Annotated in this window: 24 protein-coding genes, 1 other RNA gene and 1 pseudogene; 14 read left to right on the top strand and 12 right to left on the bottom strand. The window is 52.2% G+C overall.

Annotated elements, in window-relative coordinates; genetic code table 11:
- The first annotated feature begins 73 nt into the window (after positions 1 to 73).
- From SIK69_RS14205 to SIK69_RS14170, 10 genes and pseudogenes are all read left to right on the top strand, one after another.
- The gene (locus SIK69_RS14205; protein WP_319629050.1) at positions 74 to 1,483 is read left to right on the top strand and encodes a TolC family outer membrane protein; all 1,410 of its coding nucleotides are present in this window, start codon (positions 74 to 76) and stop codon (positions 1,481 to 1,483) included.
- Entirely contained in the window at positions 1,480 to 3,672 is a 2,193-nt protein-coding gene (locus SIK69_RS14200; protein WP_319786401.1) for a type I secretion system permease/ATPase, read from the top strand. Before SIK69_RS14205 ends, SIK69_RS14200 begins: the two co-directional genes overlap by 4 nt.
- 7 nt (positions 3,673 to 3,679) lie before the next feature.
- Complete coding sequence (locus tag SIK69_RS14195) at positions 3,680 to 4,843, top strand: beta-barrel domain-containing protein (protein ID WP_319629085.1); 1,164 nt, start codon at positions 3,680 to 3,682, stop codon at positions 4,841 to 4,843.
- A gap of 70 nt (positions 4,844 to 4,913) precedes the next feature.
- Positions 4,914 to 5,276: a transfer-messenger RNA gene (gene ssrA, locus SIK69_RS14190) on the top strand.
- Positions 5,277 to 5,581: 305 nt separating this feature from the next.
- Positions 5,582 to 5,674: pseudogene (locus SIK69_RS22945) on the top strand (hypothetical protein); the annotation flags it as partial.
- A 143-nt stretch (positions 5,675 to 5,817) separates the two neighbouring features.
- Entirely contained in the window at positions 5,818 to 6,075 is a 258-nt protein-coding gene (locus SIK69_RS14185) for a helix-turn-helix domain-containing protein (protein ID WP_319786412.1), read from the top strand.
- A 206-nt stretch (positions 6,076 to 6,281) separates the two neighbouring features.
- Positions 6,282 to 6,650, top strand: a complete 369-nt coding sequence (locus SIK69_RS14180; protein ID WP_319786400.1) for a CHAP domain-containing protein — start codon at positions 6,282 to 6,284, stop codon at positions 6,648 to 6,650.
- Positions 6,650 to 7,159, top strand: a complete 510-nt coding sequence (locus SIK69_RS14175) for a YqhG/Tai3 family protein (protein ID WP_319786399.1) — start codon at positions 6,650 to 6,652, stop codon at positions 7,157 to 7,159. Before SIK69_RS14180 ends, SIK69_RS14175 begins: the two co-directional genes overlap by 1 nt.
- A gap of 168 nt (positions 7,160 to 7,327) precedes the next feature.
- Positions 7,328 to 7,543 carry an ash family protein gene (locus SIK69_RS22940; protein ID WP_374941372.1) on the top strand — a complete coding sequence of 72 codons (216 nt, stop codon included), beginning with the start codon at positions 7,328 to 7,330 and terminating at the stop codon, positions 7,541 to 7,543.
- Between the two features lie 49 nt (positions 7,544 to 7,592).
- A complete protein-coding gene (locus tag SIK69_RS14170) occupies positions 7,593 to 7,904 on the top strand; it encodes a helix-turn-helix domain-containing protein (RefSeq protein WP_319786398.1) in 312 nt (103 codons plus the stop codon).
- Positions 7,905 to 8,056: 152 nt separating this feature from the next.
- On the opposite strand, the gene SIK69_RS14165 is transcribed toward SIK69_RS14170, so the two are convergent.
- Entirely contained in the window at positions 8,057 to 8,392 is a 336-nt protein-coding gene (locus tag SIK69_RS14165; RefSeq protein WP_319786397.1) for a DUF1294 domain-containing protein, read from the bottom strand.
- Positions 8,393 to 8,650: 258 nt separating this feature from the next.
- Here SIK69_RS14165 and SIK69_RS14160 point away from each other — a divergent pair, with 258 nt between their 5' ends.
- The 4 genes from SIK69_RS14160 to SIK69_RS14145 all read left to right on the top strand — a co-directional run bounded on the left by SIK69_RS14160 (position 8,651) and on the right by SIK69_RS14145 (position 10,686).
- Positions 8,651 to 9,136, top strand: coding sequence for an Hcp family type VI secretion system effector (locus SIK69_RS14160; RefSeq protein WP_319786396.1), 486 nt, complete (start codon positions 8,651 to 8,653; stop codon positions 9,134 to 9,136).
- A gap of 7 nt (positions 9,137 to 9,143) precedes the next feature.
- Positions 9,144 to 9,584, top strand: a complete 441-nt coding sequence (locus SIK69_RS14155; RefSeq protein ID WP_319786395.1) for an STM2901 family protein — start codon at positions 9,144 to 9,146, stop codon at positions 9,582 to 9,584.
- Entirely contained in the window at positions 9,578 to 9,904 is a 327-nt protein-coding gene (locus SIK69_RS14150) for a DUF1493 family protein (RefSeq protein WP_319786394.1), read from the top strand. The genes SIK69_RS14155 and SIK69_RS14150 overlap by 7 nt, the downstream gene beginning before the upstream one ends.
- 305 nt (positions 9,905 to 10,209) lie before the next feature.
- Entirely contained in the window at positions 10,210 to 10,686 is a 477-nt protein-coding gene (locus SIK69_RS14145; RefSeq protein ID WP_319786393.1) for a L,D-transpeptidase family protein, read from the top strand.
- 30 nt (positions 10,687 to 10,716) lie between these two features.
- On the opposite strand, the gene SIK69_RS14140 is transcribed toward SIK69_RS14145, so the two are convergent.
- The 11 genes from SIK69_RS14140 to pflB all read right to left on the bottom strand — a co-directional run bounded on the left by SIK69_RS14140 (position 10,717) and on the right by pflB (position 23,129).
- A complete protein-coding gene (locus tag SIK69_RS14140; protein WP_319629055.1) occupies positions 10,717 to 11,346 on the bottom strand; it encodes an ECs1377 family protein in 630 nt (209 codons plus the stop codon).
- 76 nt (positions 11,347 to 11,422) lie between these two features.
- On the bottom strand, positions 11,423 to 11,992 hold the full coding sequence (locus SIK69_RS14135; RefSeq protein ID WP_319786392.1) for a hypothetical protein: 570 nt from the start codon (positions 11,990 to 11,992) through the stop codon (positions 11,423 to 11,425).
- 54 nt (positions 11,993 to 12,046) lie between these two features.
- On the bottom strand, positions 12,047 to 12,721 hold the full coding sequence (locus tag SIK69_RS14130) for a Crp/Fnr family transcriptional regulator (protein WP_319786391.1): 675 nt from the start codon (positions 12,719 to 12,721) through the stop codon (positions 12,047 to 12,049).
- 24 nt (positions 12,722 to 12,745) lie between these two features.
- Positions 12,746 to 13,219 (bottom strand): FidL-like protein, encoded by a 474-nt coding sequence (locus SIK69_RS14125; protein WP_319786390.1) that lies wholly within the window; start codon positions 13,217 to 13,219, stop codon positions 12,746 to 12,748.
- Positions 13,216 to 13,995 carry a winged helix-turn-helix domain-containing protein gene (locus tag SIK69_RS14120; protein ID WP_319786389.1) on the bottom strand — a complete coding sequence of 260 codons (780 nt, stop codon included), beginning with the start codon at positions 13,993 to 13,995 and terminating at the stop codon, positions 13,216 to 13,218. The genes SIK69_RS14125 and SIK69_RS14120 overlap by 4 nt, the downstream gene beginning before the upstream one ends.
- A 70-nt stretch (positions 13,996 to 14,065) precedes the next feature.
- Complete coding sequence (locus SIK69_RS14115) at positions 14,066 to 15,253, bottom strand: HD-GYP domain-containing protein (protein WP_319786388.1); 1,188 nt, start codon at positions 15,251 to 15,253, stop codon at positions 14,066 to 14,068.
- A 68-nt stretch (positions 15,254 to 15,321) separates the two neighbouring features.
- Positions 15,322 to 16,503, bottom strand: coding sequence for a fimbrial protein (locus SIK69_RS14110; protein ID WP_319786387.1), 1,182 nt, complete (start codon positions 16,501 to 16,503; stop codon positions 15,322 to 15,324).
- Between the two features lie 29 nt (positions 16,504 to 16,532).
- On the bottom strand, positions 16,533 to 19,037 hold the full coding sequence (locus SIK69_RS14105) for a fimbria/pilus outer membrane usher protein (RefSeq protein WP_319786386.1): 2,505 nt from the start codon (positions 19,035 to 19,037) through the stop codon (positions 16,533 to 16,535).
- A gap of 33 nt (positions 19,038 to 19,070) precedes the next feature.
- The gene (locus SIK69_RS14100) at positions 19,071 to 19,766 is read right to left on the bottom strand and encodes a fimbrial biogenesis chaperone (RefSeq protein ID WP_319786385.1); all 696 of its coding nucleotides are present in this window, start codon (positions 19,764 to 19,766) and stop codon (positions 19,071 to 19,073) included.
- Between the two features lie 54 nt (positions 19,767 to 19,820).
- Complete coding sequence (locus SIK69_RS14095; RefSeq protein WP_319786384.1) at positions 19,821 to 20,381, bottom strand: fimbrial protein; 561 nt, start codon at positions 20,379 to 20,381, stop codon at positions 19,821 to 19,823.
- A gap of 453 nt (positions 20,382 to 20,834) precedes the next feature.
- On the bottom strand, positions 20,835 to 23,129 hold the full coding sequence (pflB, locus tag SIK69_RS14090; protein ID WP_319786383.1) for a formate C-acetyltransferase: 2,295 nt from the start codon (positions 23,127 to 23,129) through the stop codon (positions 20,835 to 20,837).
- Positions 23,130 to 23,156 lie beyond the last annotated feature (27 nt).

The raw sequence follows: 23,156 nt of genomic DNA, 5'->3' as shown, positions 1-23,156 counted from the left end.
ACAACAGCCCCGGGGGTTACGGCTCCCGGGGCAAAAAACAGCAACATGTCGTGATTTTTAAAAGGGATAGAAAATGGGAAGAAGAGCGCCTGTCGCATTATTGCTGGCATTCCACCTCTGTTCCATTCAGGTGTATGCCGAAGATGAGCCACAAACTATCAGTTCTGAAGGACTGGCCAACGAGCAAGGATTACCGTCGCTCGATGGCTCCGCCGCTGAACTTCCCCTGAGTACCGCCGCACCCGGCACGCTGACGCTGGGTAACGCCGTGAATCGCTCGGTTAACTGGCACCCGGCTATCCGGGAGGCGATCGGTAAACTGCAGTCACAAAACGAGCAGATAAACGTCGCCAAATCGAAGTATTACCCGCAGATAAGCGCGGGCATGAACAACGGTTACAGCAATACATACACCAACAACGGCTACAGCCCGTCGCTGGTGCTGTCGCTTTCGCAAATGCTGTATGACTTCGGCAAAGTATCAAGCCAGGTGCGAGCCGAAACCGCCGGAGCTGCGCAGGAGCAGGCCAACGTGCTGCTGAGTATCGACAATGTCGCCCACGATACCGCCGTCGCCATGGTGCAGGTGCAGTCCTGGCAGCAGATGGTGGAGGCCGCCAAAGCACAGCTGAATGCGCTCAACGGTATCGGCAAGCTCACCGAACAGCGCAACGATGAAGGGGCGACTTCCCTTTCGGATGTGGTGCAAACCAATGCCCGCATCGAATCCGCCCGCTCACAAATGGTGCAGTATCAGGCCAATCTCGAGAGTTCAGAGGCCAACCTGATGACGCTGCTGGGTTGGAATACGCTGAACGATATCAGCAGTGATTTTCCGGCGAAGCTTGAACAGAGTTGCATGATGGCGAAACCGGAAGACCGGCTGGTGCCGTCGGTGCTTGCCGCCTGGGCTGGGGCCAGTGCCGCACAGGCCAATCTGGATTACGCCAACGCACAAATGACCCCGACCATCTCGCTGGAGCCATCGGTTCAGCATTACCTCAACGACAAATATCCGAGCAATGAGGTGCTGGATAGAACGCAATATTCGACCTGGGTGAAGGTCGAAATGCCGATTTATCAAGGGGGCGGCCTCACTGCCCGACGCGATGCCGCCAGCCATGCGGTGGAGTCGGCGCAGTCCACTATCCAGCGCACCCGGCTCGACGTCCGCCAGAAACTGCTGGAAGCCCGCAGTCAGTCGCTGAATCTCGCCAGCGCGTTGCAGATTTTGCGCCGCCAGCAGCAGCTCAGTGAACGCACCCGCGAACTGTATCAACAGCAGTATCTCGACCTGGGTTCTCGCCCGTTATTGGATGTGCTTAACGCCGAACAGGAAGTCTATCAGGCGCGCTTTGCAGAGCTGCAAACGCAGAGCCAGCTCCATCAGCTACAGCTTGACTGCCTGTATAACACCGGCACGATACGCCAGGCTTTTGGCTTAAATAATCGCAGCATTCAGTCCGTGGAGATCCAGCCATGACCCGTGCCGCTCCTCCTGTTGAAGAACTCATTAGCGATCGCGCCCTCAGCAACTGGGCGCTGGCTATCGGACACGTTGCCGCCCACTATCGGGTGGTCTGTTCGCCGGGCGCGATTCAGGCCAATGCCCCGTGGTTTAAAGGCAAAAATCGCACGCCGGCACTGACGCAGCTTGCGCGTCAGGCCGGGCTCTCATTCCACCTGCTCACCCTGACCGAACACGCGTTCAGCCAATGGCGACTGCCGGTGGTGGCGGAACTCGAAGATGGCCAGTTGGCGGTCATCGAGCACTTCAACGGCGACGATGCGGTCGACGTGTTCATGATTGACGGCGACAGCGAAAGCAACCGGGTGGTTGCCAGCGAACTGTTGTCATCGGTGAAATACGTTGCCGCCCTGCGTCCGCTCTCGGCGCTGAAGGACAGCCGCGTCGATGCCTACGTATCCCGCTTCAGCCCCGACTGGATGAAGGGGCTGGTGTTACAGGATTTGCGGCCCTACATCCCGGTGATGATCGCCGCATTTCTGGTGAACGTCCTGTCACTGGCCGGGATCGTCTTTTCGATGCAGGTCTACGACCGGGTGATCCCGGCGCAGTCCTACCCGACACTGTATGTGCTGGCAACCGGGGTGCTTATCTCGGTGATATTCGGCTTCCTGCTACGGGAGGCGCGAACCCACATCATGGACGTGCTCGGCAAACGCGCCGACATGCGTATTTCTGACCGGGTGTTCAGCCACGCCCTACGGCTGCGGAACAGCGCGGTGCCGCGATCCACTGGCAGCTTTATTTCCCAACTGCGCGAGCTGGAACAAATCCGCGAGATGATCACCTCCTCGACCCTTTCCACACTGGTCGATTTACCGTTCTTCTTCTTGTTTGTAATAGTGCTGGGGATCATCGCCCCGCAGCTGTCGTGGATAGCCCCGGTGGCCGCGATAATGATGGTGCTGCCAGGCCTGCTGTTGCAGAAAAAACTGGCGATCCTGGCGAACCAGTCGGCGCATGAATCGACCCTGCGTAATGCGGTACTGGTGGAGAGCGTACAGGGGCTGGAGGACATCAAGCTGATGCAGGCGGAGAACCGTTTTTTGCAGCAGTGGAACAGCTACATTCGCATCACCGGGGAGTCTGGCCTGCGCACCCGCAAAGTGACCCAGGGCCTGATTGGCTGGGGCATGTCGGTGCAAAGCCTGGTGTATGCGGCAGTCATATTGTTCGGCGCACCGCTGGTGATCGAGGGCGACCTGACCACCGGGTCGGTGGTGGCCGCCTCCATGTTGGCATCACGGATGATTGCACCTATGGCCGGGCTGTGCGGCGTGCTGGCCCGCTGGCAGCAGGTCAAAGCCGCCAAAATGGGGCTCGACAGCATCATGCAATTGCCGACCGAAACCCAGCGCGATGAAACCCTGGTGCATCAGGAAATTTTCCATGGTCACTACGTCTTTGAGAACGCGCATTTCCGCTATCACCACGAGGATCAGCGGGTGCCGCTGCGCATCTCGCGGCTTGAGATTTTGCCCGGGGAACGCGTGGCCCTGCTCGGGCGCAACGGCGCGGGCAAATCGACGCTGTTGCAGGCTCTGGCGGGCGGGGTTGAAATCGTCAACGGCAATCTACGCCTCGATAACCTCAGCATCTCACAAATCGACATGGCCGACCTGCGCCGCAACATCGGTTTTCTCAGCCAGAACGCGCGGTTGTTCTTCGGCACCCTGCGCGAGAACTTAACCCTCGGCGCGCCGCATGCCAGCGATGAAGCGCTCTTTGAAGTGCTGGAGATCTGCGGGGCAGACGGCTTTGTGAAACGCCTGCCGAAGGGGTTAGATCACCCGATCATGGAAGGCGGCAACGGACTGTCAGGCGGCCAGCGTCAGGCGATTCTGTTGGCCCGAATGCTGCTCCGTTCGCCAAATATCGTCCTGCTCGATGAACCGAGCGCCTCGCTGGATGAACACACCGAGCGGGAGTTTATTCAGCGCCTCGGCAACTGGCTCGGCAACCGGACGCTGATTGTCGCCACCCATCGCGTGCCGGTACTGGAACTGGTGGATCGCGTGGTGGTGCTGAAAGATGGCCAGCTGGTGATGGATGCCCCGAAAGCCCAGGCGATGAACAATGGCCGCACACCGGCTCCGACAACGGCCAATGGACGGGGGTGGAACAATGAAAACCAGTCAGCGTGATATCGCCATGGACGACCTCGACATCCGTCGGGAGAATGAGTTTTCCGGGGCCACCAAAATCGTACTGCTCTCTGCCGTCTTGTTTCTGCTGCTCGGCGCGTGGGCGTGGTTTGGTCAACTCGACGAAGTCTCTACCGGCACCGGGAAGGTTATCCCCAGCTCACGCGAACAGGTGTTGCAGTCGCTTGACGGCGGGATCCTCACCGAGCTGTTGGTCCACGAAGGCGACAAAGTGCAGGCCGGGCAAGTGGTGGCGCGGCTGGACCCGACCCGCTCAGAGTCTAACGTCGGCGAAAGTGCCGCCCGCTACCGGGCCTCGCTGGCCTCCAGCGTGCGTCTGAATGCCGAAGTAAACGACCTGCCGCTCAAGTTTCCCGCCTCGCTCAATGCCTGGCCGGACCTGATCGCCCAGGAAACCCGGCTGTATAAATCGCGCCGCGCGCAGCTCATCGACTCGCAGGCCGACCTTCAGGACGCACTGAACTCGGTGAATAAAGAACTCGCTATCACCGAACGTCTGCAAAAAAGCGGCGCGGCGAGTCACGTGGAAGTGCTGCGTTTGCAACGCGAGAAAAGTGACCTCGGACTGAAAATCACCGATTTGCGCTCGCAGTATTACGTGCAGGCGCGCGAGGCGTTGTCGAAGGCCAATGCCGAAGTCGACATGCTGTCATCGATCATTAAAGGCCGGGAAGACTCGGTCACACGAATGACCGTGCGCTCGCCAATGCGTGGGATTGTGAAAAACATTCAGGTGACGACCATCGGCGGCGTCATCCCGCCGAACGGGGAAATGATGGAGATCGTCCCCGTCGACGATCATCTGCTGATTGAAGCCCGCCTCTCCCCGCGCGATATCGCGTTTATCCACCCCGGGCAGCGGGCGCTGGTCAAAATCACCGCCTATGATTACGCCATTTACGGCGGACTGGAGGGCGAAGTCGAGACCATTTCGCCCGACACGATTCAGGACAAAGTGAAGCCTGAAATCGTTTATTATCGGGTGTTTATCCGCACCCATCAGGATTATCTGGTCAACAAGCGCGGGCATAAGTTCTCCATCTCGCCGGGGATGGTCGCCAGCGTCGACATCAAAACCGGTGAAAAAACCATCATGGATTACCTGATCAAGCCGTTCAACCGCGCAAAAGAGGCGTTACGTGAGCGATAAGTGAGCGTTTACGCGGGTTATAGCGGTGGCGCTGGGGGCAAAAGGTCTGTTATACTGACTGGAACACATTGGGGCTGATTCTGGATTCGACGGGATTTGCGAAACCCAAGGTGCATGCCGAGGGGCGGTTTGCCTCGTTAAAAGCCGCAAAAAAATAGTCGCAAACGACGAAAACTACGCTGTAGCAGCTTAATAACCTGCTAAGAGCCCTCTCTCCCTAGCTTCCGCTCTTAAGACGGGGATCAAGAGAGGTCAAACCCAAAAGAGATCGCGTGGACATCCTGCCTGGGGTGAAATCGCTAAAACTAATCAGGCTAGTCTGGTAGTGGCGTGTCTGTCCGCAGCTGCCCGGCGAATGTAAAGACTGACTAAGCATGTAGTACCGAGGACGTAGGAATTTCGGACGCGGGTTCAACTCCCGCCAGCTCCACCAAAATTCTCCATCGGTGATTACCAGAGTCATCCGATGAAGTCGAAAGCCCGCATAGCGAAAGTTATGCGGGCTTTTTTGTGGGAGCTCCCCGCCTCCTGGAAGCGCCCTCGCAGCCACTTTGTAACCGTTGCAACGCACACAATATCTTTGGAAATCAACTCGCATTCTGTCCGTTAGCGGGTTGGTTAACGTCTGCGATTTGCGATATAGTCAGCCCCGCTGTGGCAAAATCCACAGCCGGGATTTGCACCCCGCCAGAAACTACAGGATTCACTTAGTGTCTTTCATTAAGTGTCAACGCCTCTGCACACCCGCTGTTTGAACAGTTCAAAACTGTACTGACAACTTCAATGGTGGCTCAGGCAGGGCAGTCTTCGGGCTGGCCGGTGTCCTTGTAGGCCGGTAGTGCAAACCCTGTCTGGGCTACCACCAAGAGATTTGCACCTCTGGTGGTAGTCGTTATCACTACAAGAAGATGTAAAGGACCCTTTCACACAGCCCCACTTTCCTGCCCTTTCATCAAGACTGACACCCCGTCGATATCATCGCGGCATTACGTAAAAAAGGCACTTCACTGGCAGCAGTATCCCGTGCTGCGGGTTTAAGTTCTTCCACGCTCGCTAATGCGCTGACCTGCCCGTGGGCAAAAGGGGAAATGCTGATCAGCAGAGCCATTGGCGTTCCCGCCGAAAGCATCTGGCCAAGCCGTTATTTTGACGCAAAGACGCGAGAACGTATCGTCAGACCTATACGCTCACCTTATAAGAAAATTGCTGCGAAAATGTCAGCAGAGCAGTAAACGAAAGCATTAAAAGCCCGTATGGCAGAAAGTCCAACGGGCTTTGTTGTATCATCAATATTTAATAGCACTTAAAACCAATCTATATTTATCACCCATATTTTCACACTCCCCATACATTTATTCTATGGCACCTTCTGTAACTAAAAACCATAAAAAAGTGGCGTAGTGTTGCCCCTTCGGACACTAAATATTAGGGATTATTTATGGGATGGGATGCAAGTGCAGCCGTAAGCTATGCCCGCAGGCGCGCAAGCTCGGTTTCGCAGGGTCGTTGCGCAGAATTTACTCGTAAAGCCATTAATGAGGGCGGGATTGATATTGGGCATACTCATTTCGCCAGAGACTATGGCAGATTGCTGGAGAAATCAGGCTTTCGTCCAATAGGTCCAGGAGAGAATCCACGCGCGGGGGATGTCGTTATTATTCAGCCTTATCCCGGCGGAAATCCGAGTGGTCACATGGCTATTTTTGACGGAACGACCTGGTATTCTGATTTTATACAGCGTGATATATGGGCTGGGCCAGGTTATCGCAAAACACATCCCGCTTACGTCATATACAGGAAAAATTGATGCGTATCATCTTACTGTTATCACTCGTTCTGACGGGTTGCGCAGCCCACATCCAGGCACCAGAAGCCACAGTAAAAGAGTTTTATACTTTCTATCTCAATGCGTATGTTTCGGATAACCATGCAGATGATCTGGGTTCGCCTCAAATGCGGCAGTACATAACAAAAGACACGCTGGCGCGGCTTAAAGATATTCAGGGCATCAAGGAGCAAGAGATTGTAAGTGCGGATTACTTCACGTACAGCCAGGACTATGCCGCAAAATGGATATCCGCTCTTGAAGTCGGAGCAGCAGAGGATTACACAGGCGGTAAAGTAATGAATGTCTGGCTTGGGATAGAGGATGGTAAAACAAAGCAGCTGCGCGATTATCTGCGCCTCGAGGATGGAAAATGGAAAATCTATCGCGTGGTCAGTGTTTCTGATAGCTACGAGCAAAATATCTTTGATGACAACGCGATTTCCGCCGCTAAAGCTTATGCAGAGACAATACCTGAAGTGGTTGACTGAATTTGCCCACCGTTAAGTTGACTTATGCCGAGCACCACATAACTGGAACCGCTCTCGCAGCCACTTTGTAACCGTTGCAACGCACACAATATCTTTGGAAATCAACTCGCATTCTGTCCGTTAGCGGGTTGGTTAACGTCTGCGATTTGCGATATAGTCAGCCCCGCTGTGGCAAAATCCACAGCCGGGTTTCGCAGCCCGAAACTTACCTTGAGAACACATATATTCCATAATTATGTGTTGCGCCTCCGTTCATCTGTCAAACGCATAGCCGTGTTTGTACAATCAATGGTGGCTCAGGCAGGGCAGCCTTCGGGCTGGCCGGGTCATCTCCAAGGTAACCGGTACTGCGAACCTTGTCTGAGCTACCACCAATTAAATTAAGAGTTTCGCAGCTCCATTGGTGGTCAAAACCATTACCTTGGAGAAACCGATGACCCTATCTCACAGCCCCACTTTCCTGCCTTTTCATCAAGACTGGCACCCCGCCGATATCATCGCGGCATTACGTAAAAAAGGCACTTCACTGGCAGCAGTATCCCGTGCTGCGGGTTTAAGTTCTTCCACGCTCGCTAATGCGCTGACCCGCCCGTGGGCAAAAGGGGGAATGCTGATCAGCAGAGCCATTGGCGTTCCCGCCGAAAGCATCTGGCCGAGCCGTTATTTTGACGCAAAGACGCGGGAACGTATCGCCAGACCTATACGCTCACCTTATAAGAAAATTGCTGCGAATTGTGGCGGCTGAAAACCTCTACGCTCTTTTTGCCCGGTGGCGCTGACGCTTACCGGGCCTACACGCCTCATAAAGTATGGCCTGGCAAGTGTAACGCCGCCGGGCGTTTGGCAAGGTTGTCAGCGCTGCGAATCCGACTATTGAGCAGGAGACGACACTCCCGTTCAGTACGGATAGAAATGATACAGCCCCGCCAGCAGCGCAACATTCAATATCACACTGATGATAAACCAGGTTTTAAACGGCTGCTTTTGGGTTTTATGGCGAAAGAGTTGCTGGCCGAGGATCGCCCCAGGCCATCCGCCAACAAAGCCGAACGTCAGCAAGGTGGACTCCGGCACTCTGCGCCACGCTTTACGGGCCGCCATTTTATCCCCGCCATAAACCACCAGCGTCAGCACGTTCGCCAGCAGGAACCACATCACGACTGGATGCGGTAAAAATGCACTGCCAATAGCCGCCAAGGCCAGCAGTAAATAACAGAATCGATTGAGGTTCATACTCGTTGCCGTAATGGCTCTCCAGCGGAAAATGCGAACAACTATACCCGATATTCGTCCCGTTCCAGGCAGATATTTGAACTCATGGGTGTCATATAGTCGCGCCAATGAACCTCCCAACGTTGTTTTAATCAATAGATACCAACCAATTGTTTTAACTAAACAATTCACCATTTGCATAGCATTTTTAGGCTAACATCATTTTAATTTTTGGCTGTTAATTGTCCAGGAAATAACGCTCAAAAAAGGACATCTCAAATGGCTATTCCCGCGTATTTATGGCTCAAAGATGATGGTGGCGCTTTGATCAAAGGTTCGATTGATGTAAATAACCGAGAGAACTCAATAGAAGTCACTTCGTTTGGCCACTCTCTTAGCATCCCGACCGATAGCAGTAACGGTAAACTCACTGGTACTCGGCTACATGGTGCCATGCAAATTGAAAAGGATTTTGACTCCTCCAGCCCATATCTTTATAAAGCTGTGGCAACGGGTCAGACGCTGGAATCAGCAGAGTTGAAATGGTATCGCATCAATGATGCAGGGCAGGAAGTAGAGTATTTCAACATGTTCCTCGAAGGCGTAAAAATTGTATCGGTGGTTCCGATGATGTATGACACGAAAACTGTCATAAATGTCGGTCATAAGGAGGCGATTCAGTTGCGCTATCAGAGGATCACCTGGAAGTATCTTGACGGTAATATTCAGTTCTCAGACGCATGGAATGAGCGTATTACAGGATAGGTCGCGAATGGATACCACCGAACAAATAACCGGTTACTACCTCAGTGGCCTTTCAAACCTCGGGCCGGGTGAACTTTATTTCTGGGTATTCCTGGATGAAGCGGGCAAACAACTCGGAGTGCAAGATTTAGCTGGCTTGGCTATGTTTATCCTGGGCCAGCCTATTATCTCTACCCGCGGCAAACCAAAAGGTGCGACCAAGGGCACTTCACCACTCAGTTATCACTTAAGGCAATGGCTGAAACAGGAAGTTGACCACTGGCCTACACTTACAACAGGAAGTATCAAGCGCCTGGAGTTTTCTTACGTAACTAATCTCGGTGCCTTTGTTGGCCGCTGGATTCCCTTTCTCGGGGCCGGTATTCTCGCTTATGACATTACACAAATCGTATGGAAAACCACAAAGCGTTACAACACCATTGCAAAACAGAGTGACCGATTATGGTGAGTGATGAAGAGGTTATCACCTGGTACAACGCCAGATGGAATAAGAAACGGAAACGACATATTACGATTGATACTAGCCTTAACACACGTGGGGAAAATTGGTCGTGGGAAATGGGTGAGGAGATCATTGAAAGCTACGCCATAACCTATAACGTGGATATGGCGGAGTTTAATTTTCTCAAATACTGGCCGAATGATAAGCCCCTATTGCCGCAATTCATGGTAGCTAAAGCGCTTAGAGGCAATTATCCTGCTCCGGAGCCACTAACTTTTAAGATGCTGGCCGAGTCAGCCCGCGCGGGAAAGTGGTTGTACGATTGAAGCCCCCTCAGAATCACTGTTGAATGATTCCGAGTGGGTTTTTCGCTTGAGCACGACAAACAGCCCCCCCTTAATGCGATTATTAATAAACCTGTGGACCGTTCCTAATCAATTGTTTTAACTGAGTAATTCATCAAATCTATAGCATTTTTAGGTTAAAAATAATTCGAATTTTGCTTATTAATAGGCCGGAAATTACCTGAGGCCAACAACCCGTGAATCCACCCCGCCGTTACCACCGCTCTCTCCGCGCCATCTTCGTGCTTCTGTTTATCGCGTTATGCCTACTGGCCTATACGCGAATAATGGCCAGATGGGGTCATGCCTCACCACCGGCGTTACTGCCTGCTGCGCAACAGGCTGATTTAATCGTCATCCATAAATCAAAGCGCACGCTGACCCTGATGCGTCACGGGGTTCCGCTTGCAAACTATCACGTGTCACTCGGGAAGAATGCTGATGCCGGTCCGAAACAGCGTGAAGGAGATAAGAGAACCCCGCAGGGGCATTATTTTATCGACAGCCGCAATTCCCATTCACGATTCAGCCTCAGCCTGCATATTTCTTATCCGGACAAAAATGATATCAAGGCAGCAAAAGCGGCGGGATACTCGCCCGGTGAAAATATCATGATTCACGGTCTACCCAATGGCTGGGCAGGATTAAATCCACTGCTTCAGCTTATCGATTGGACCGATGGTTGTATCGCGGTGACCAATACCGAAATGGATGACATCTGGAGTCGGGTATCAACCGGTACGCCTGTTGAGATTGAACCATGATACTCAACCTCCCTTATCTGCCCCGATAACCTACCCCACCAGCCGATACACCGGCACCCGCCTCACCGTGTCCGTCAGCGTATCGAACGCGTCCACTTCGGCGGTGGAAATCTTCATCCCGGATTTTCGTAAGGTCGAGACATCGGCGGCGATGCGCTGCATTCCAAACCAGAACAGGCCATCCAGCGCGGTCACCGGCAATCCGGCCTCCAGCGCCAGGCGCAGGCGTTCGCGCGGGGCTTTGACCTGTTTGGCAATCTCCTGATAGGGGGTATTGCTGACATTGCCCGCTTCCACCCGGCGGATGCGATTGGAGAAGCGGTAGCGAAAGGTGTCGGGAATGTGGCTGATATCGGTTTTGAGGCTATACACACAGCCGTAGCGATTATCGCTGATGGTGACCGCTTTGCGGTTGAGCTGCAGTTCGCCGCGTAAACGGTCGATAAGCTGCGGGGCACGAATCAGCTGCAGACGAAAAGGCAGCTCAAAGCTGGTGACGTAATCAACGTTCAGCAACGCCAGACGCAGGCGTGCCTCGCTGCCTGCTTTCTCCTGCCGGCATTCCGCCAGCACTTCGCTCCACTGCTGCGCCAGCCGTGGGGGCTCACTCACTTCACTAAACTGGTATTTCTCAATTTCATAATCGATGCGTGCCGTCATGCAGAGTTCCTTACCCACATCCCCTCAATTTTTACTCACTTTAGCGCAAAAAACTTCTCTCGCGCTATCAGTGGCTTCAACTGACGGGAATGCGTTGCACATAATCTATCCGCTGCAACTCCTCTAGCGTGTATTCCCGATGTAGAAAATACTGAAACTGTGTGCCGTAGCCGAGATTCATTTTCCGGGCAATGGTGGTTACACGCTGATACGCCGCTTTCGTTGAGCAGTGCAAAAACGGCGACACCGCCGGAATAGAATTTTGTCCACGTAACGCACAGACAGCTCTTATCTCTAACGCTGTCAGAGTACGTAGCTCCCGATAATTAGTCACCACGGTCAGCGCCTGTTCGAGGGTATACCCTTTCCCTTCGCTAATATGGCGGCTGTACTCGGTCACTGATGCCCAGCGAGGGATACTCACCAGCGGAGAGAGCACTTTCGACAGCATGTCCCGGCCTTTGATAAAAAGAAGGCGATAGTCGGTAGTCAGCTCATTGAGAATACGGTACTTAACTTCACGCAGGCTGGAAAAAGACTCTATATCGATAATACATAACTGCTCGTTATCCTGTTCGTTCATGCTTGCTAACGCTTCCACACCACGAGAAAATAAAATATCACCAGAGAGAACAATAAGTGACACTAGACAGAACCTTATCAATGATTAAAAAAAGCAGATCGTCACTTGTGAAGTGAGTTACTGTGTAGTTGGATCCAGAATCGTTATCTCTTTTTTATTCGGCATCACAACGATCCCTTTTGCCGATAAACTTTCGAGGGTACGTGACAGCGTTGAAATTGAAATGCCTAGCAACTCCGCCAGCTCTTTCTTACTGAGAGGCAACTCGATAATGCGGTACTCAAAGCCATACTCTTTATAGGTGTCAGACAACAGTTGCAGGAAATATTGTACTTTTTGCAAGGTATCGCTTTTAGTCAGCACAGAGATAAATTCCTGTTTATTTCGCGCAGAACGCGAAAGGACTCTAAGAATATAATCCGTAAACCCAGGCATCAACTGGCTCATTTGATAGAAATGTTGGCTCCTGAGCATACAGACTTCAACGTCCGTGGCAGCCTGAATATCCTGCCGACAGACCCCCGTGTGCAGTTCTTCCACGCCCATCACCTGGCCGGGTAGCACTACCCCCATAAGCTGCCCACGACTATCGTACACTTTGGCGATGCCACGGCGCAGCGCATAAAGCGCATCGACTTTATCTCCCACTCGATAAAGATAACCACCGCGGGGGATCTTTTTTTTCGTTTCCAGGTCTCGTATAAATAATGGGTCCAGGTACTCGAACAAAAAGGCAGAACATAGCTCTGCAAATCCGCAGGTTGCACAATTTACACAATTATTTTTTTTCATAGTAAGCGGATAGCACAACCCTGACTATTGAATCACACAGTTCATTAAAGGTAATAAGGCATTAGCAAAGGTAATAAAATTATTGTCTTTTTTATACAGGTATACGGTGTACTCCCCGTTCAGGCCAAATACCTTGGATGCCAATGGCTCGATGTCTGCGGGGACATTATCATGCGCCATAATATCTTTGGTGGCGGAAATCATCCGATACTGGTTGCCACTGACATTATCATAGGTGAAGGTCACATAACGCGACAGACGGTAATAATTGCCCTGATATTCTATATTTCCGGAAATGTTAAACATCCCGGTTTTATTTTCATTAAATTCAAAAGTGACATTGCCTTTGAACAATAAATCATTATCCGATGAATCACCATAATTTACATTGGCAAAACACCGGTTATCAAAATAAACACCAGCACGCTCTTTCACCTGCCATATCAATAGACCCGTCAGAGCTACAATGGCTACCAGCAGCGTAGCGAGCAGTTTCATTTCAGCTCCCACTGAAAGGAATAATGGTTCTCACAATAGACAATCTCTAGCGTTGCCTTGTCTGTTGGGCAATACGCGTAGAAAAATCGACCATAGCTTCCATAAAGCACGCTGGGCTGAAAATACACCATAATCTCCGCGGGCTGTTCGCTACACTTTTGTTCCAGATCCGGCTGTAAATGACGCAGGATATTCAATACCTGCGGGTCTACTTCATCTAATAGACCGTCGAACGTCATAAACGTGCAGTTGCCTATGTCACCAATACTGTATGACGACGCAAAACGCAGCGAGGCTTTTGGCAGGCTCCCTATCCACAGATTCCCCAATAGCAAGAGCACGATGATCGCCTCCAGCCACAGCGGTTTCTTGTCCTTCAGGCGAGGTGTCGGGATGGCGACAGGCACCGGCGCGAGAGTAATACGCTCGTCATCTGTGTTCAGACTTTCGACCCCGATATCCCGTGAAAAATAAAACCCTACTTTTGGCACGGCAATAATGATTTCCTCAATGAATATTAAGGAAGTTAATGTTTTCCTGAGGATACTTATATATTGGCTGAGGGAAGAACTGGATCCGGGATGACCGGCTTCCTCCCAGACTTTATCCAATAAGTAATCGCGCTTAAGCACCCTGCCAGGTGACGCAATCAGCAAAGAAAGAATGCGGTTAGCAGTATTTGTTAGCCTCTTACTCTGCTCAGAGCCGGGTTCATTGACCACCAACTCTCCGCTTTCACTATCGTAAATGACTCTATTGGCTATCAAATATTTCATTCGTTTTTCTTTCGGTAAATTAGAGCAATATTCTTCTTGCCTGACAGCGCGTGTCGCTAGTGCTGACAATTTAGTTCATCGTCACCAGTGGCCTGAGTACCGATATATTATGGCTTACCAGGTTGACGATGTCCTGGTCCAGTCGAAAGTTTGCCGCCTCTTCCTGTAATATAATCAATGCCTTCTCGCTGGACATTCCCTGCCGATAGGGACGATTTTCGGTCATCGCAGTAAACACATCCGCTACCGCAATGATGCGTGAAGGGATGTCCAACGCGGCCGCGCCCAGACGAAAAGGATAGCCGCTGCCGTCGAGACGTTCATGATGCCTGGCGGCCCAGGGCACAATCTCCCCCAGTTCAGCAATGGGATGCAGCATCTCCAGAGTTTTATAACTGTGGCGCTTCATTTGCGCATATTCATCAGGTTCGAGCTTGCCCTGTTTCTCGAGGATTTCCAGCGGAATACACAGCTTGCCGATATCGTGCAGGTAGCCCGCAATGCAGATTTTATCCCGGGTATAAGCATCGTATCCGTACAGTTCGGCGAGCTTTGCCGCCACGTGTGCCACGCTGGTACTGTGGGCCTGCGTAAAGCTGCTGTATTTATCGACAATATTCGAGATAAGCAGGCATACCTCAAGAAAATCATGGTGATCCAGCACCACATCATTCAGCGGACTGACGACGCGCAGCACCTGCTGTATTGACGGCGTACTCAGTCGAAACCAGAACCCGTCTTCATGGCTGACATCCTTTAGGGCCTCTATCAGGCTCGTCGGCCATTGACGGCTGCTGGCCAGAAAGCCGGAAATAATATTATGCCGCTGCGCAACATAGTCGCCTTCGATCCCACGCAGCCACAACTCGAACTCATCGGCCATATGCACCAGGCGCCAGCTATGCGGCGATGCACTCTGCGAATAGCCCAGCGCATCCGCATGGCGCGTTTCCAGGAGCGTAGTGACCGGGCGTAAAAAGCGCACGCCGGACATCATCGAAATCCCAAGCCGTCCATGCTCTTCGAAAAAGTCGCTGCCACGATCTTTGTTAAACGGGTAGGCCTTACTCAGCGCGCCGATATTATGCAACATGCCCGCCAGCCAGGCGTTATTGATCGTTGCGCTATCAAATCCTGCGCGATGCCCCAAATACCAGCAAATAAGCCCCGTGCGCTGCAAATGATGCACCAGCTCAGGCGAAAGCGGGTGCATAATGCTGTGCAGAAGATCCAGTACGGTCTGTAAAGATATTTTCATGGCGTCCTTTCAGGGTATAAATCTAAATAATTACTTATGCCCGGCAGGGCCAGACTCAATATCTAAGATTAATCATAGCCAAACATTAGCTGGGCCGTCGCTACCACGCTGCCGGTGGATAATTTCGACGGGTCATACACTTTGTAATACGCATGAAGATAAATATACTGTGTCATACTAATATCATCGCCCTTATCAATCTCTAATATTTTAGTGGCATGTTCCAGATCGTTGCTACTGGATAATTGTACTTCTTCATAACCGCCCAAGAACATACGGCTACGGATCGCGATACCAACCCCTCCGGCAGTGGTTTCAGCGTTCACCATTATCTGATAAGTGGTATCTGTCTCTACCAAATCATTGCTCGACAGCCAGGTCTGAACATTTCGTGTAGACGTTTTAACTCCGGAGAGATTGCCGCACCTGAGCGGAATGGTGAAATTAGTGCCCTCAGCTTTGCCATTTTTTTTCAGGTCGTTATAGCCCGCTCGAGGTAATTTAACACTCATGTCCCGGGTCATATTGCAGGTGGTCTCTTTCGGTTCGAACTGAATCGTAAGCTTTTCATAAGCCAGAAAATCGCTGGTACTCCAACTTTTACGCGGAGTCTCGGCCATCATATTATCCCAGGCGCGCTGAGCGTAATTTCTCTTGTCCCACAGACCCCAACCGTCAGAACCGCGGCCAGTGCCGCTCATGACCGCAGGAATCACCGTCAAAGCCCCATTGGTGGTTGTTTTGGTATAGCTTCCCACCCCTGTCGGGGCCACAGTCAGTAGTTCTGCCCGCAGCGTATATTGGGTCTGATACGCCAGGGAGTGGATCCCGACGATACCGCTGACGGTCACCCTCGTGTCACCGGTAATAGTGGACGTTAATTTAATCCAGTAGCTATTTTCACCATCCGTGCTGTTAAAATGCAAATAAACAGGAGCGTCATTAAATGCTGTGAAGTAATATAAATGGTCCTGCGCCAGACCACCAATACCGATATTCCCGTATGTACATGTCATGCTCCCTGACCAACTGGTTGTATACGTATATTCAACGACGTTAGAATTCACGAAGGCGTTTGAGAGATTGAGCGACTTATCCGACTCTGCGACACGAGCAAAGAAGATCCCAGAATTACGGCAGGTATCGCCTGTAATGCCGCGCTCCTGCGCCTGGGAGTTTGCATGCGCAGATAATATAGGGACAACGGTCATCATTAATGCCGTTAGCATAAGATACAAGAGTTTTTTCATGGTTAGTTCTGTCTTAGTCATAAATTGAGTTAACGGCAAATATTGACTGTATGCTCAGCGGGCCTTGAAATAACGCAGCTATTTTTGGTTTTCCCCTTACTGGTATTCACTTTGAGGCTATCCGGCAGCACATCAGCTTTAATAAATATCTGGCTACCCTGCGCCACATAACCGAGTTCTTCATTTCCTGCCCCGGTCACCATCGCACCGAACGGCAGTTGGCTGCCGTCACCGGCTTGCACATCGAAGGTAAATAACTTACGGGTATCCGTTTTATATTTCAGCCAGCTGATGCTGCCTTCGTACGGTGCCACGTTAAGCAAATTCCCCTCAAGATCGACGTCGCTGCTTTGGGTGCCATCCTGCTCAAGATGGAAATTGTTCTGCCGATAGGGTGTGGCGCTGGTGACAAGCGCGATGCCTTTTGCATTGGTGTGCGTAGCGCTATCCCCGTTAACCACCGCATTGACCACCCCAGGCGCTTCGATAATCACAAAATTGCGCCCATTGTTTGGCGAGGCCAACAACCCGCCTTGCCAGGCCAGCACGTTACCACTGGCTCCCAGACTCAGCTGGCGATACTCACGCGACAGCGTTGCACCGCTGTTCATACTGGTATAGTCATTTTTCCAACTGGTGTAGAGGTCAGCCGCGCGCGAATTACCGTCGCTGTCGTGGCTTAGCATCAGGCTGTAATCGACGTTATGCGCTTCTCCACTCATGCTGACATCGGACGAAGAATACTTGCCGTTCTGCACGCTAGCATGAGAAGAGAGGCTCCCGCCGCTGCCAAAAATGGAGAACGGCACCGTCACCGAAAAATAGAGGTTGTTTTCGGTCTTGCCGCGCGAGCGCAGGGCGGTCACCAGGTCGCCTTCATAGTTGGTTTCATAGTCGTAATACGACTGCGTGACCTCCGAACGGCGCAGCGAAACCGAGTAGTTCACGCTGTGGTACGCATTGCTCCAGGTCAGGTTGTACTGACGATTGCTTTTCTGGCCGCGCCAGTAATCACGCCAATAGGCGGAAAGCGACAGTCGGCCAAACGAGTCCCCTAGCGGCTGGCTAATATTGGCGCTAAAGGCCTGTTTGCTGTTCACCGTCGAAGTGCCCGTTCCGCCATAATCTTTAATGTTGGATTTGGTCAGGATATAGTCGCTGAACGAAGCGTAATCCTGGGTTCGGTAATAGTACGAGGCCAGTGAAATATTCGTCCGGGTCGGAAAGTACTTACTCCATGACAACGAATATTTTTCCCCGTGGCGACGGCCATCGCCAGGTAGGCGGTACTGTGACTCCTCCACGGTCGCCGAGACCGATCCGGCGTAGGGAATAGACACCGCGCCGCCCAGTAGCAGGGAGTGATAGTCGCTGTTCCAGATACCGCCCGCGAAGGCGGTCAGATAATTATTCACTCCGCGCGAATAGCTGAATTGCGCGAAATGACTGTTATCATCAACGTTACGCAGATCCACCGTCCCGACGTTAATCTGATAGTCACTGCTACCGGGGCGCAGCATATTCGGGATCGAGGAGAACGGCACCGCAAAGCGCTCGATGTTACCGCCGGTGTTTTTCACCTCGACGGATAAATCGCTCCGCGAGCCGGTCGGCATCAGGTCACGGATGGCAAAAGGGCCTGGCGGCACGTTCACCTGGTGGATGATTTGACCATCCTGGTAAATACTGACCACCGCTGAACTGGTGGCGATGCCGCTGATCACCGGCATATATACGTTTTCACTGTCCGGCAGCATTTGACGACTTTTATTCAGCGTTACCCCGCGAAACCGGACGGTATCAAAATACTCAGAAGTGGTGTAACTCCGGCCTAGACGCAGTACCGAGTCGATCGCCGCAATCGGTTTTTCAACATAGCGGGTATTATTCAGCCAGCTACCTTTCCCCATCGAGCTGTAACGCATCCACGACGAGTTATCGAGCAGGTGCCAACCGTACAGGTTAAGTCCGCTGTTGAGCGATAAATACATATTATCGCTGTTGCTGTAATCTTCCTGCAGGCCGTGGAAGTTGTAATAGTTGAAATTGTAATTGGTATACAGGCCATTAATTCCCTGATCCCATTTTTGCGGTGACACCCAGTTACGGCTGTGTTCTTTTACGAAGGCCTGAGGCACTTCTAAATCCAGACGCAGTGCGCCAGGCACCAGCGCGCTTTTCCCGCCGTGCAGCAGGGTATTCACATCCAGCTTATCAGCACTGTATTTATTGACGACATCGTGCAGCTTCAGAATATCCAGAAGTGGCACGTCGTCTTTATTCATCAGCAAGGTGCCTTTATCGTCATTGGCGACGGAAAGATTAAATTTGCCACGCCAGACGTTATTCACATACACATCTAAATCATAGGCACCTGGCGTCATTACCAGATGAGAATTACTCCAGTCCATATCCGCGGAATTACCTACCAGCAGGCTGCTATTAAAAGTTTCAGCATCCGCGCCAAATGAAAATAGCGCAAGGCTCACAGACTGAACGAGCAGGCTTATACGAAACAGAGATCTGTTTTTCATCAGAATGGTACCCGGTGTCATTAATCTCGAATATCAGTGGATAAGGCTGAATCTCTTTGCGCCGTAATCATCAAGCCAGGTGAGGCGATATTGCCTACCGGCCTGGATTTTGTCGGATACTGGCGCGCAGCCGAAAGGTGCAATAAATGCAGTCTCGGACAGCAAATTATCTTTTCGGCTCTGCTTGAGTGCGCCGCCCTGCCAGCTCACTACCTGGGCGAGAGTCATGTAATAAGGCGAATCATTTTTCAGGCAGGTGTGACCACCCGACGTTGATACCGAGATTTTCTCCGCCACACTGCTGTCGAGATCGCCCAACGATTCCGGACGATAAAAAAGCTTAATACGGTTGCGGATAGCCACCTGCAGGTAGCTTTCACCACTGCCTTCTGGAACCGGCGGAACGTCCAGCACGTTAAGCCAGTACACGCTTTCGCGGTCTTTTGGCAGCGCCTGGGTATTCATGGCCGCTATCTTCAGCGCCTGTCCGGCATGGCCGCTCATTTTGACCACCGGAGGCAACAGAGAGAATGGTACTTTCACCTTCTCCGGGGCCACGGAGGCATCCCCAGCGTCAATCCAGGACTGCACCAGATGGGTTTTATCGCTGTCGTTGACCAGCTGCACCGAAACAAATTTGGCGCTGGCCGGATAAATGACGCGGGTTTCGTTAATCACAACGCTTGCGCTGGCATTCACTGAAATGAAGGCAGCCGCGAGGAAAAGCATCAGAGTTTTCATAATGTCGTAGAGAGGAGCCGGGGCGAACCCCGGCTTTAGGGTTTAGTCGTAGCTGATGGAGTAAGTTGCGTCGGTGACCACTTTACCGGTCGTTACGGACGCACCGCCGTAGTTGTAGTAGTTGGCATACATGGTGAGGGTGACGCCATCTTCGCTGGCGGCATCGGCAGAGTTCAGGCCAGTATCAAATGCGGTATCAAACGGAACCGCAGTGTTGCCATCTTTGGTCAGCGCAATACCTACGCCTTCAGCGCCATTGTCACTGTAGTTTTTCAGGTATTTCGCATCATCTGACAGGTTGCTGCTGCTGAAAGTGATTTTCAGGGTTTTGGTTTCTTCCGAGGCAGCAGTGCAGTTTTTCAGATTCATGGTGAAGTCTTTGGCCTTAGTTTTCACTACGCCTGCGCTGGTGCCCATATCCGCGATGGCGATCGGGGAAAGGTTTACCGTGAAGTCAGAACCGTTGTTGGTCACCACGTTACAGGTGGTATCAGACACGGAACCGTTGAAGGTAATAGTGCCCCCGGCTACGCCGGTTGATTCTGTTGCAAGTGCTGAACCAGAAACCATCAGTGCCGCTACGATGAATGCTTTGTTAAACATTTGGTATATCCCGTTTTCATAATCAAGTTTGCTTTTAGAAGTTCACCTTCGCTGAGTGGCCAACGCGGTTGCAGGGCAACATTTTGCGCCACGGCAGAAAGTTGGAATATAAGACCATCGCCCCGTATTTTGGTAAACATAAATATCGGTTAAATGATTTTTTTAAGCTTAAAACACTAGCTTTAATGTTTTATATAAATTTAAATTCTGTCAGAAAGGAGATGGCGTAGTGGTTAAGAAATGATTTACTGCTTCAGCGAAGGGGAAACTCTGCAAATGACGATTTTGACAGGGGACAAAGAAACGGAACAAACAAATATATTAACCAAGCAATTGCAAATATATAACACGGTAAACACACCCGCTACATATATACGGATTTATTACCATTCAAATCAGCGAAATAAAGGTTGAGTGGGGTCGCCCTACCCCACTCTGTTATTAATGAAAGACTCAAACGGACTGAGTAAACGTCCGCGAAATGACATCCTGCTGCTGCTCGCGGGTCAGGGCGTTAAAGCGCACCGCATAGCCGGACACGCGGATGGTCAGATTCGGATAGTTGTCCGGATTCTCGATAGCATCCAGTAGCATCTCGCGGTTCATGACGTTGACGTTCAGATGCTGGCCGCCCTCAATGCTACGCTCATGGTGGAAATAACCGTCGAGTAGCCCGACGAGGTTGGTTTTACGGGTCCCATCCTCCTTGCCCAGCGCCGCAGGCACGATGGAGAAGGTGTACGAAATCCCGTCCTTGGCGTAGGTAAACGGCAGCTTAGCGACAGAGGTCAGCGAAGCCACCGCACCTTTACGGTCACGCCCGTGCATCGGGTTTGCCCCCGGGGCAAATGGCGTTCCGGCCCGGCGTCCGTCCGGTGTGTTGCCGGTCTTCTGTCCGTACACCACGTTGGACGTGATGGTCAGGATCGACTGGGTCGGCACCGCATGACGATAGGTTGGCAGCGCGCTGATTTTCTTCATAAAGCGCTCCACCAGATCACAGGCAATCTGGTCCACGCGGTCATCGTTGTTGCCGTACTGCGGGTAATCGCCTTCAATCACGAAGTCCACCGCCAGCCCGGTGTGATCGCGAACCGGACTCACCTTCGCGTACTTAATGGCCGACAGCGAATCCGCCGCCACCGACAGCCCGGCGATACCGCAGGCCATGGTGCGATAGACATCGCGGTCGTGCAGCGCCATCAGCGAGGCCTCATAGCTATATTTATCATGCATATAGTGAATGAGATTCAGGGCGCTGATGTACTGCGTCGCCAGCCAGTCCATGAAGTGATCAAGGCTGCTCATCACTGTGTCGTAGTCCAGCACCTCATCCATCAGCGGGGCCGTTTTCGGCCCGACCTGGATTTTGAGCTTCTCATCCACGCCGCCATTGATCGCGTACAGCAGCGTTTTCGCCAGGTTGGCGCGCGCCCCGAAGAACTGCATCTGTTTGCCGATCACCATCGGGCTGACGCAGCAGGCGATGGCGTAATCATCACTGTTAAAATCAGTGCGCATCAGGTCGTCGTTCTCATACTGCAACGAAGAGGTGACGATCGACATCTGCGCGGCATATTTCTTAAACGCAATCGGCAGCGCTTCCGACCACAGAATAGTCAGGTTCGGTTCTGGTGCCGGGCCCATGGTGTGCAGGGTGTGCAGGTAACGAAAGGCGTTTTTGGTGACCAGCGTGCGTCCGTCCAGCCCCATGCCGCCGATCACTTCCGTGGCCCAAATAGGGTCCCCGGAAAACAGGGTGTCGAACTCCGGCGTGCGCAGGAAACGCACCATGCGGATTTTCATGATGAAGTGATCGACCAGCTCCTGCGCCTGGGTCTCGTTCAGACGCCCGGCCTGCATGTCGCGTTCAATGTAGATATCGAGGAACGCGGTGGTGCGCCCGAGCGACATCGCCCCGCCATTCTGCGATTTCACCGCCGCCAGATAGGCAAAGTACAGCCACTGCACCGCCTCTTGTGCCGTGACTGCCGGACGGGAAATGTCGTATCCATATTTGGCGGCCATCTCCTGCATCTGCAACAACGCCCGCCGCTGTTCTGACAGCTCCTCGCGCAGGCGAATGGTGGCTTCGAGTTGCTCGCCCCGCTCCATTGCGCCCTGCAAATCGGCGAACTGCAGTTCACGTTCGCGCACCAGATACGCAATGCCGTACAGCGCCACCCGGCGGTAGTCGCCGATGATGCGCCCGCGTCCATAGCCGTCCGGCAGCCCGGTCAGCACGCCCGACTTACGACAGCGCATCATCTCCGGGGAGTAAACGTCAAATACACCCTGGTTATGGGTTTTGCGCAGCGAGGTGAACTGGTATTCAAACTGCGCATCCATTTCACGACGGTAGGCGTCAAACGAGCTTTTGATCATGTTGATGCCGCCAAACGGATGCAGCGCGCGCTTGAGCGGCTTATCGGTTTGCAGGCCGACAATTTTTTCCAGCGGCTGGTCGATGTAGCCTGCATCATGGGCGGTGATGGTGGTGGCGACGTTGGTGTCAAAATCGACCGGGGCGTGGGTGGCGTTTTCCTGACGGATCCCCGCCATCACCTTTTCCCACAGCGCGGTAGTCGCCGGGGTGGCCTCGGCGAGGAAAGATTCATCCCCATGATACGGGGTATAGTTGTGCTGAATAAAATCACGAACGTTAATTTCGTCTTTCCATTCAGTGCCGTTAAATCCCTGCCAGGCGTCGGTATACTGCCTATCGTGAATATCGATATTGACCTTCATTTATTCGCTCTCTGAATTTCTGTTCAA

This window comes from Scandinavium lactucae (genome assembly GCF_033843265.1).
In the GTDB taxonomy this organism is placed as follows: Bacteria; Pseudomonadota; Gammaproteobacteria; order Enterobacterales; family Enterobacteriaceae; genus Scandinavium; species Scandinavium lactucae.
Note: the sequence above shows the minus strand (reverse complement) of the source record. Positions and strands in the feature narration are given on the sequence as shown.

Excerpts from the sequence above, each read along its gene's own strand:
- SIK69_RS14205 (WP_319629050.1), top strand. The coding sequence starts at position 74 with ATGGGAAGAAGAGCGCCTGTCGCATTATTGCTGGCATTCCACCTCTGT.
- SIK69_RS14200 (WP_319786401.1), top strand. The coding sequence starts at position 1,480 with ATGACCCGTGCCGCTCCTCCTGTTGAAGAACTCATTAGCGATCGCGCC.
- SIK69_RS14195 (WP_319629085.1), top strand. The coding sequence starts at position 3,680 with ATGGACGACCTCGACATCCGTCGGGAGAATGAGTTTTCCGGGGCCACC.
- SIK69_RS14180 (WP_319786400.1), top strand. The coding sequence starts at position 6,282 with ATGGGATGGGATGCAAGTGCAGCCGTAAGCTATGCCCGCAGGCGCGCA.
- SIK69_RS14175 (WP_319786399.1), top strand. The coding sequence starts at position 6,650 with ATGCGTATCATCTTACTGTTATCACTCGTTCTGACGGGTTGCGCAGCC.
- SIK69_RS14170 (WP_319786398.1), top strand. The coding sequence starts at position 7,593 with ATGACCCTATCTCACAGCCCCACTTTCCTGCCTTTTCATCAAGACTGG.
- SIK69_RS14165 (WP_319786397.1), bottom strand. The coding sequence starts at position 8,392 with ATGAACCTCAATCGATTCTGTTATTTACTGCTGGCCTTGGCGGCTATT.
- SIK69_RS14160 (WP_319786396.1), top strand. The coding sequence starts at position 8,651 with ATGGCTATTCCCGCGTATTTATGGCTCAAAGATGATGGTGGCGCTTTG.
- SIK69_RS14155 (WP_319786395.1), top strand. The coding sequence starts at position 9,144 with ATGGATACCACCGAACAAATAACCGGTTACTACCTCAGTGGCCTTTCA.
- SIK69_RS14150 (WP_319786394.1), top strand. The coding sequence starts at position 9,578 with ATGGTGAGTGATGAAGAGGTTATCACCTGGTACAACGCCAGATGGAAT.
- SIK69_RS14145 (WP_319786393.1), top strand. The coding sequence starts at position 10,210 with ATGGCCAGATGGGGTCATGCCTCACCACCGGCGTTACTGCCTGCTGCG.
- SIK69_RS14140 (WP_319629055.1), bottom strand. The coding sequence starts at position 11,346 with ATGACGGCACGCATCGATTATGAAATTGAGAAATACCAGTTTAGTGAA.
- SIK69_RS14130 (WP_319786391.1), bottom strand. The coding sequence starts at position 12,721 with ATGAAAAAAAATAATTGTGTAAATTGTGCAACCTGCGGATTTGCAGAG.
- SIK69_RS14125 (WP_319786390.1), bottom strand. The coding sequence starts at position 13,219 with ATGAAACTGCTCGCTACGCTGCTGGTAGCCATTGTAGCTCTGACGGGT.
- SIK69_RS14120 (WP_319786389.1), bottom strand. The coding sequence starts at position 13,995 with ATGAAATATTTGATAGCCAATAGAGTCATTTACGATAGTGAAAGCGGA.
- SIK69_RS14115 (WP_319786388.1), bottom strand. The coding sequence starts at position 15,253 with ATGAAAATATCTTTACAGACCGTACTGGATCTTCTGCACAGCATTATG.
- SIK69_RS14110 (WP_319786387.1), bottom strand. The coding sequence starts at position 16,503 with ATGAAAAAACTCTTGTATCTTATGCTAACGGCATTAATGATGACCGTT.
- SIK69_RS14105 (WP_319786386.1), bottom strand. The coding sequence starts at position 19,037 with ATGAAAAACAGATCTCTGTTTCGTATAAGCCTGCTCGTTCAGTCTGTG.
- SIK69_RS14100 (WP_319786385.1), bottom strand. The coding sequence starts at position 19,766 with ATGCTTTTCCTCGCGGCTGCCTTCATTTCAGTGAATGCCAGCGCAAGC.
- SIK69_RS14095 (WP_319786384.1), bottom strand. The coding sequence starts at position 20,381 with ATGTTTAACAAAGCATTCATCGTAGCGGCACTGATGGTTTCTGGTTCA.
- pflB (WP_319786383.1), bottom strand. The coding sequence starts at position 23,129 with ATGAAGGTCAATATCGATATTCACGATAGGCAGTATACCGACGCCTGG.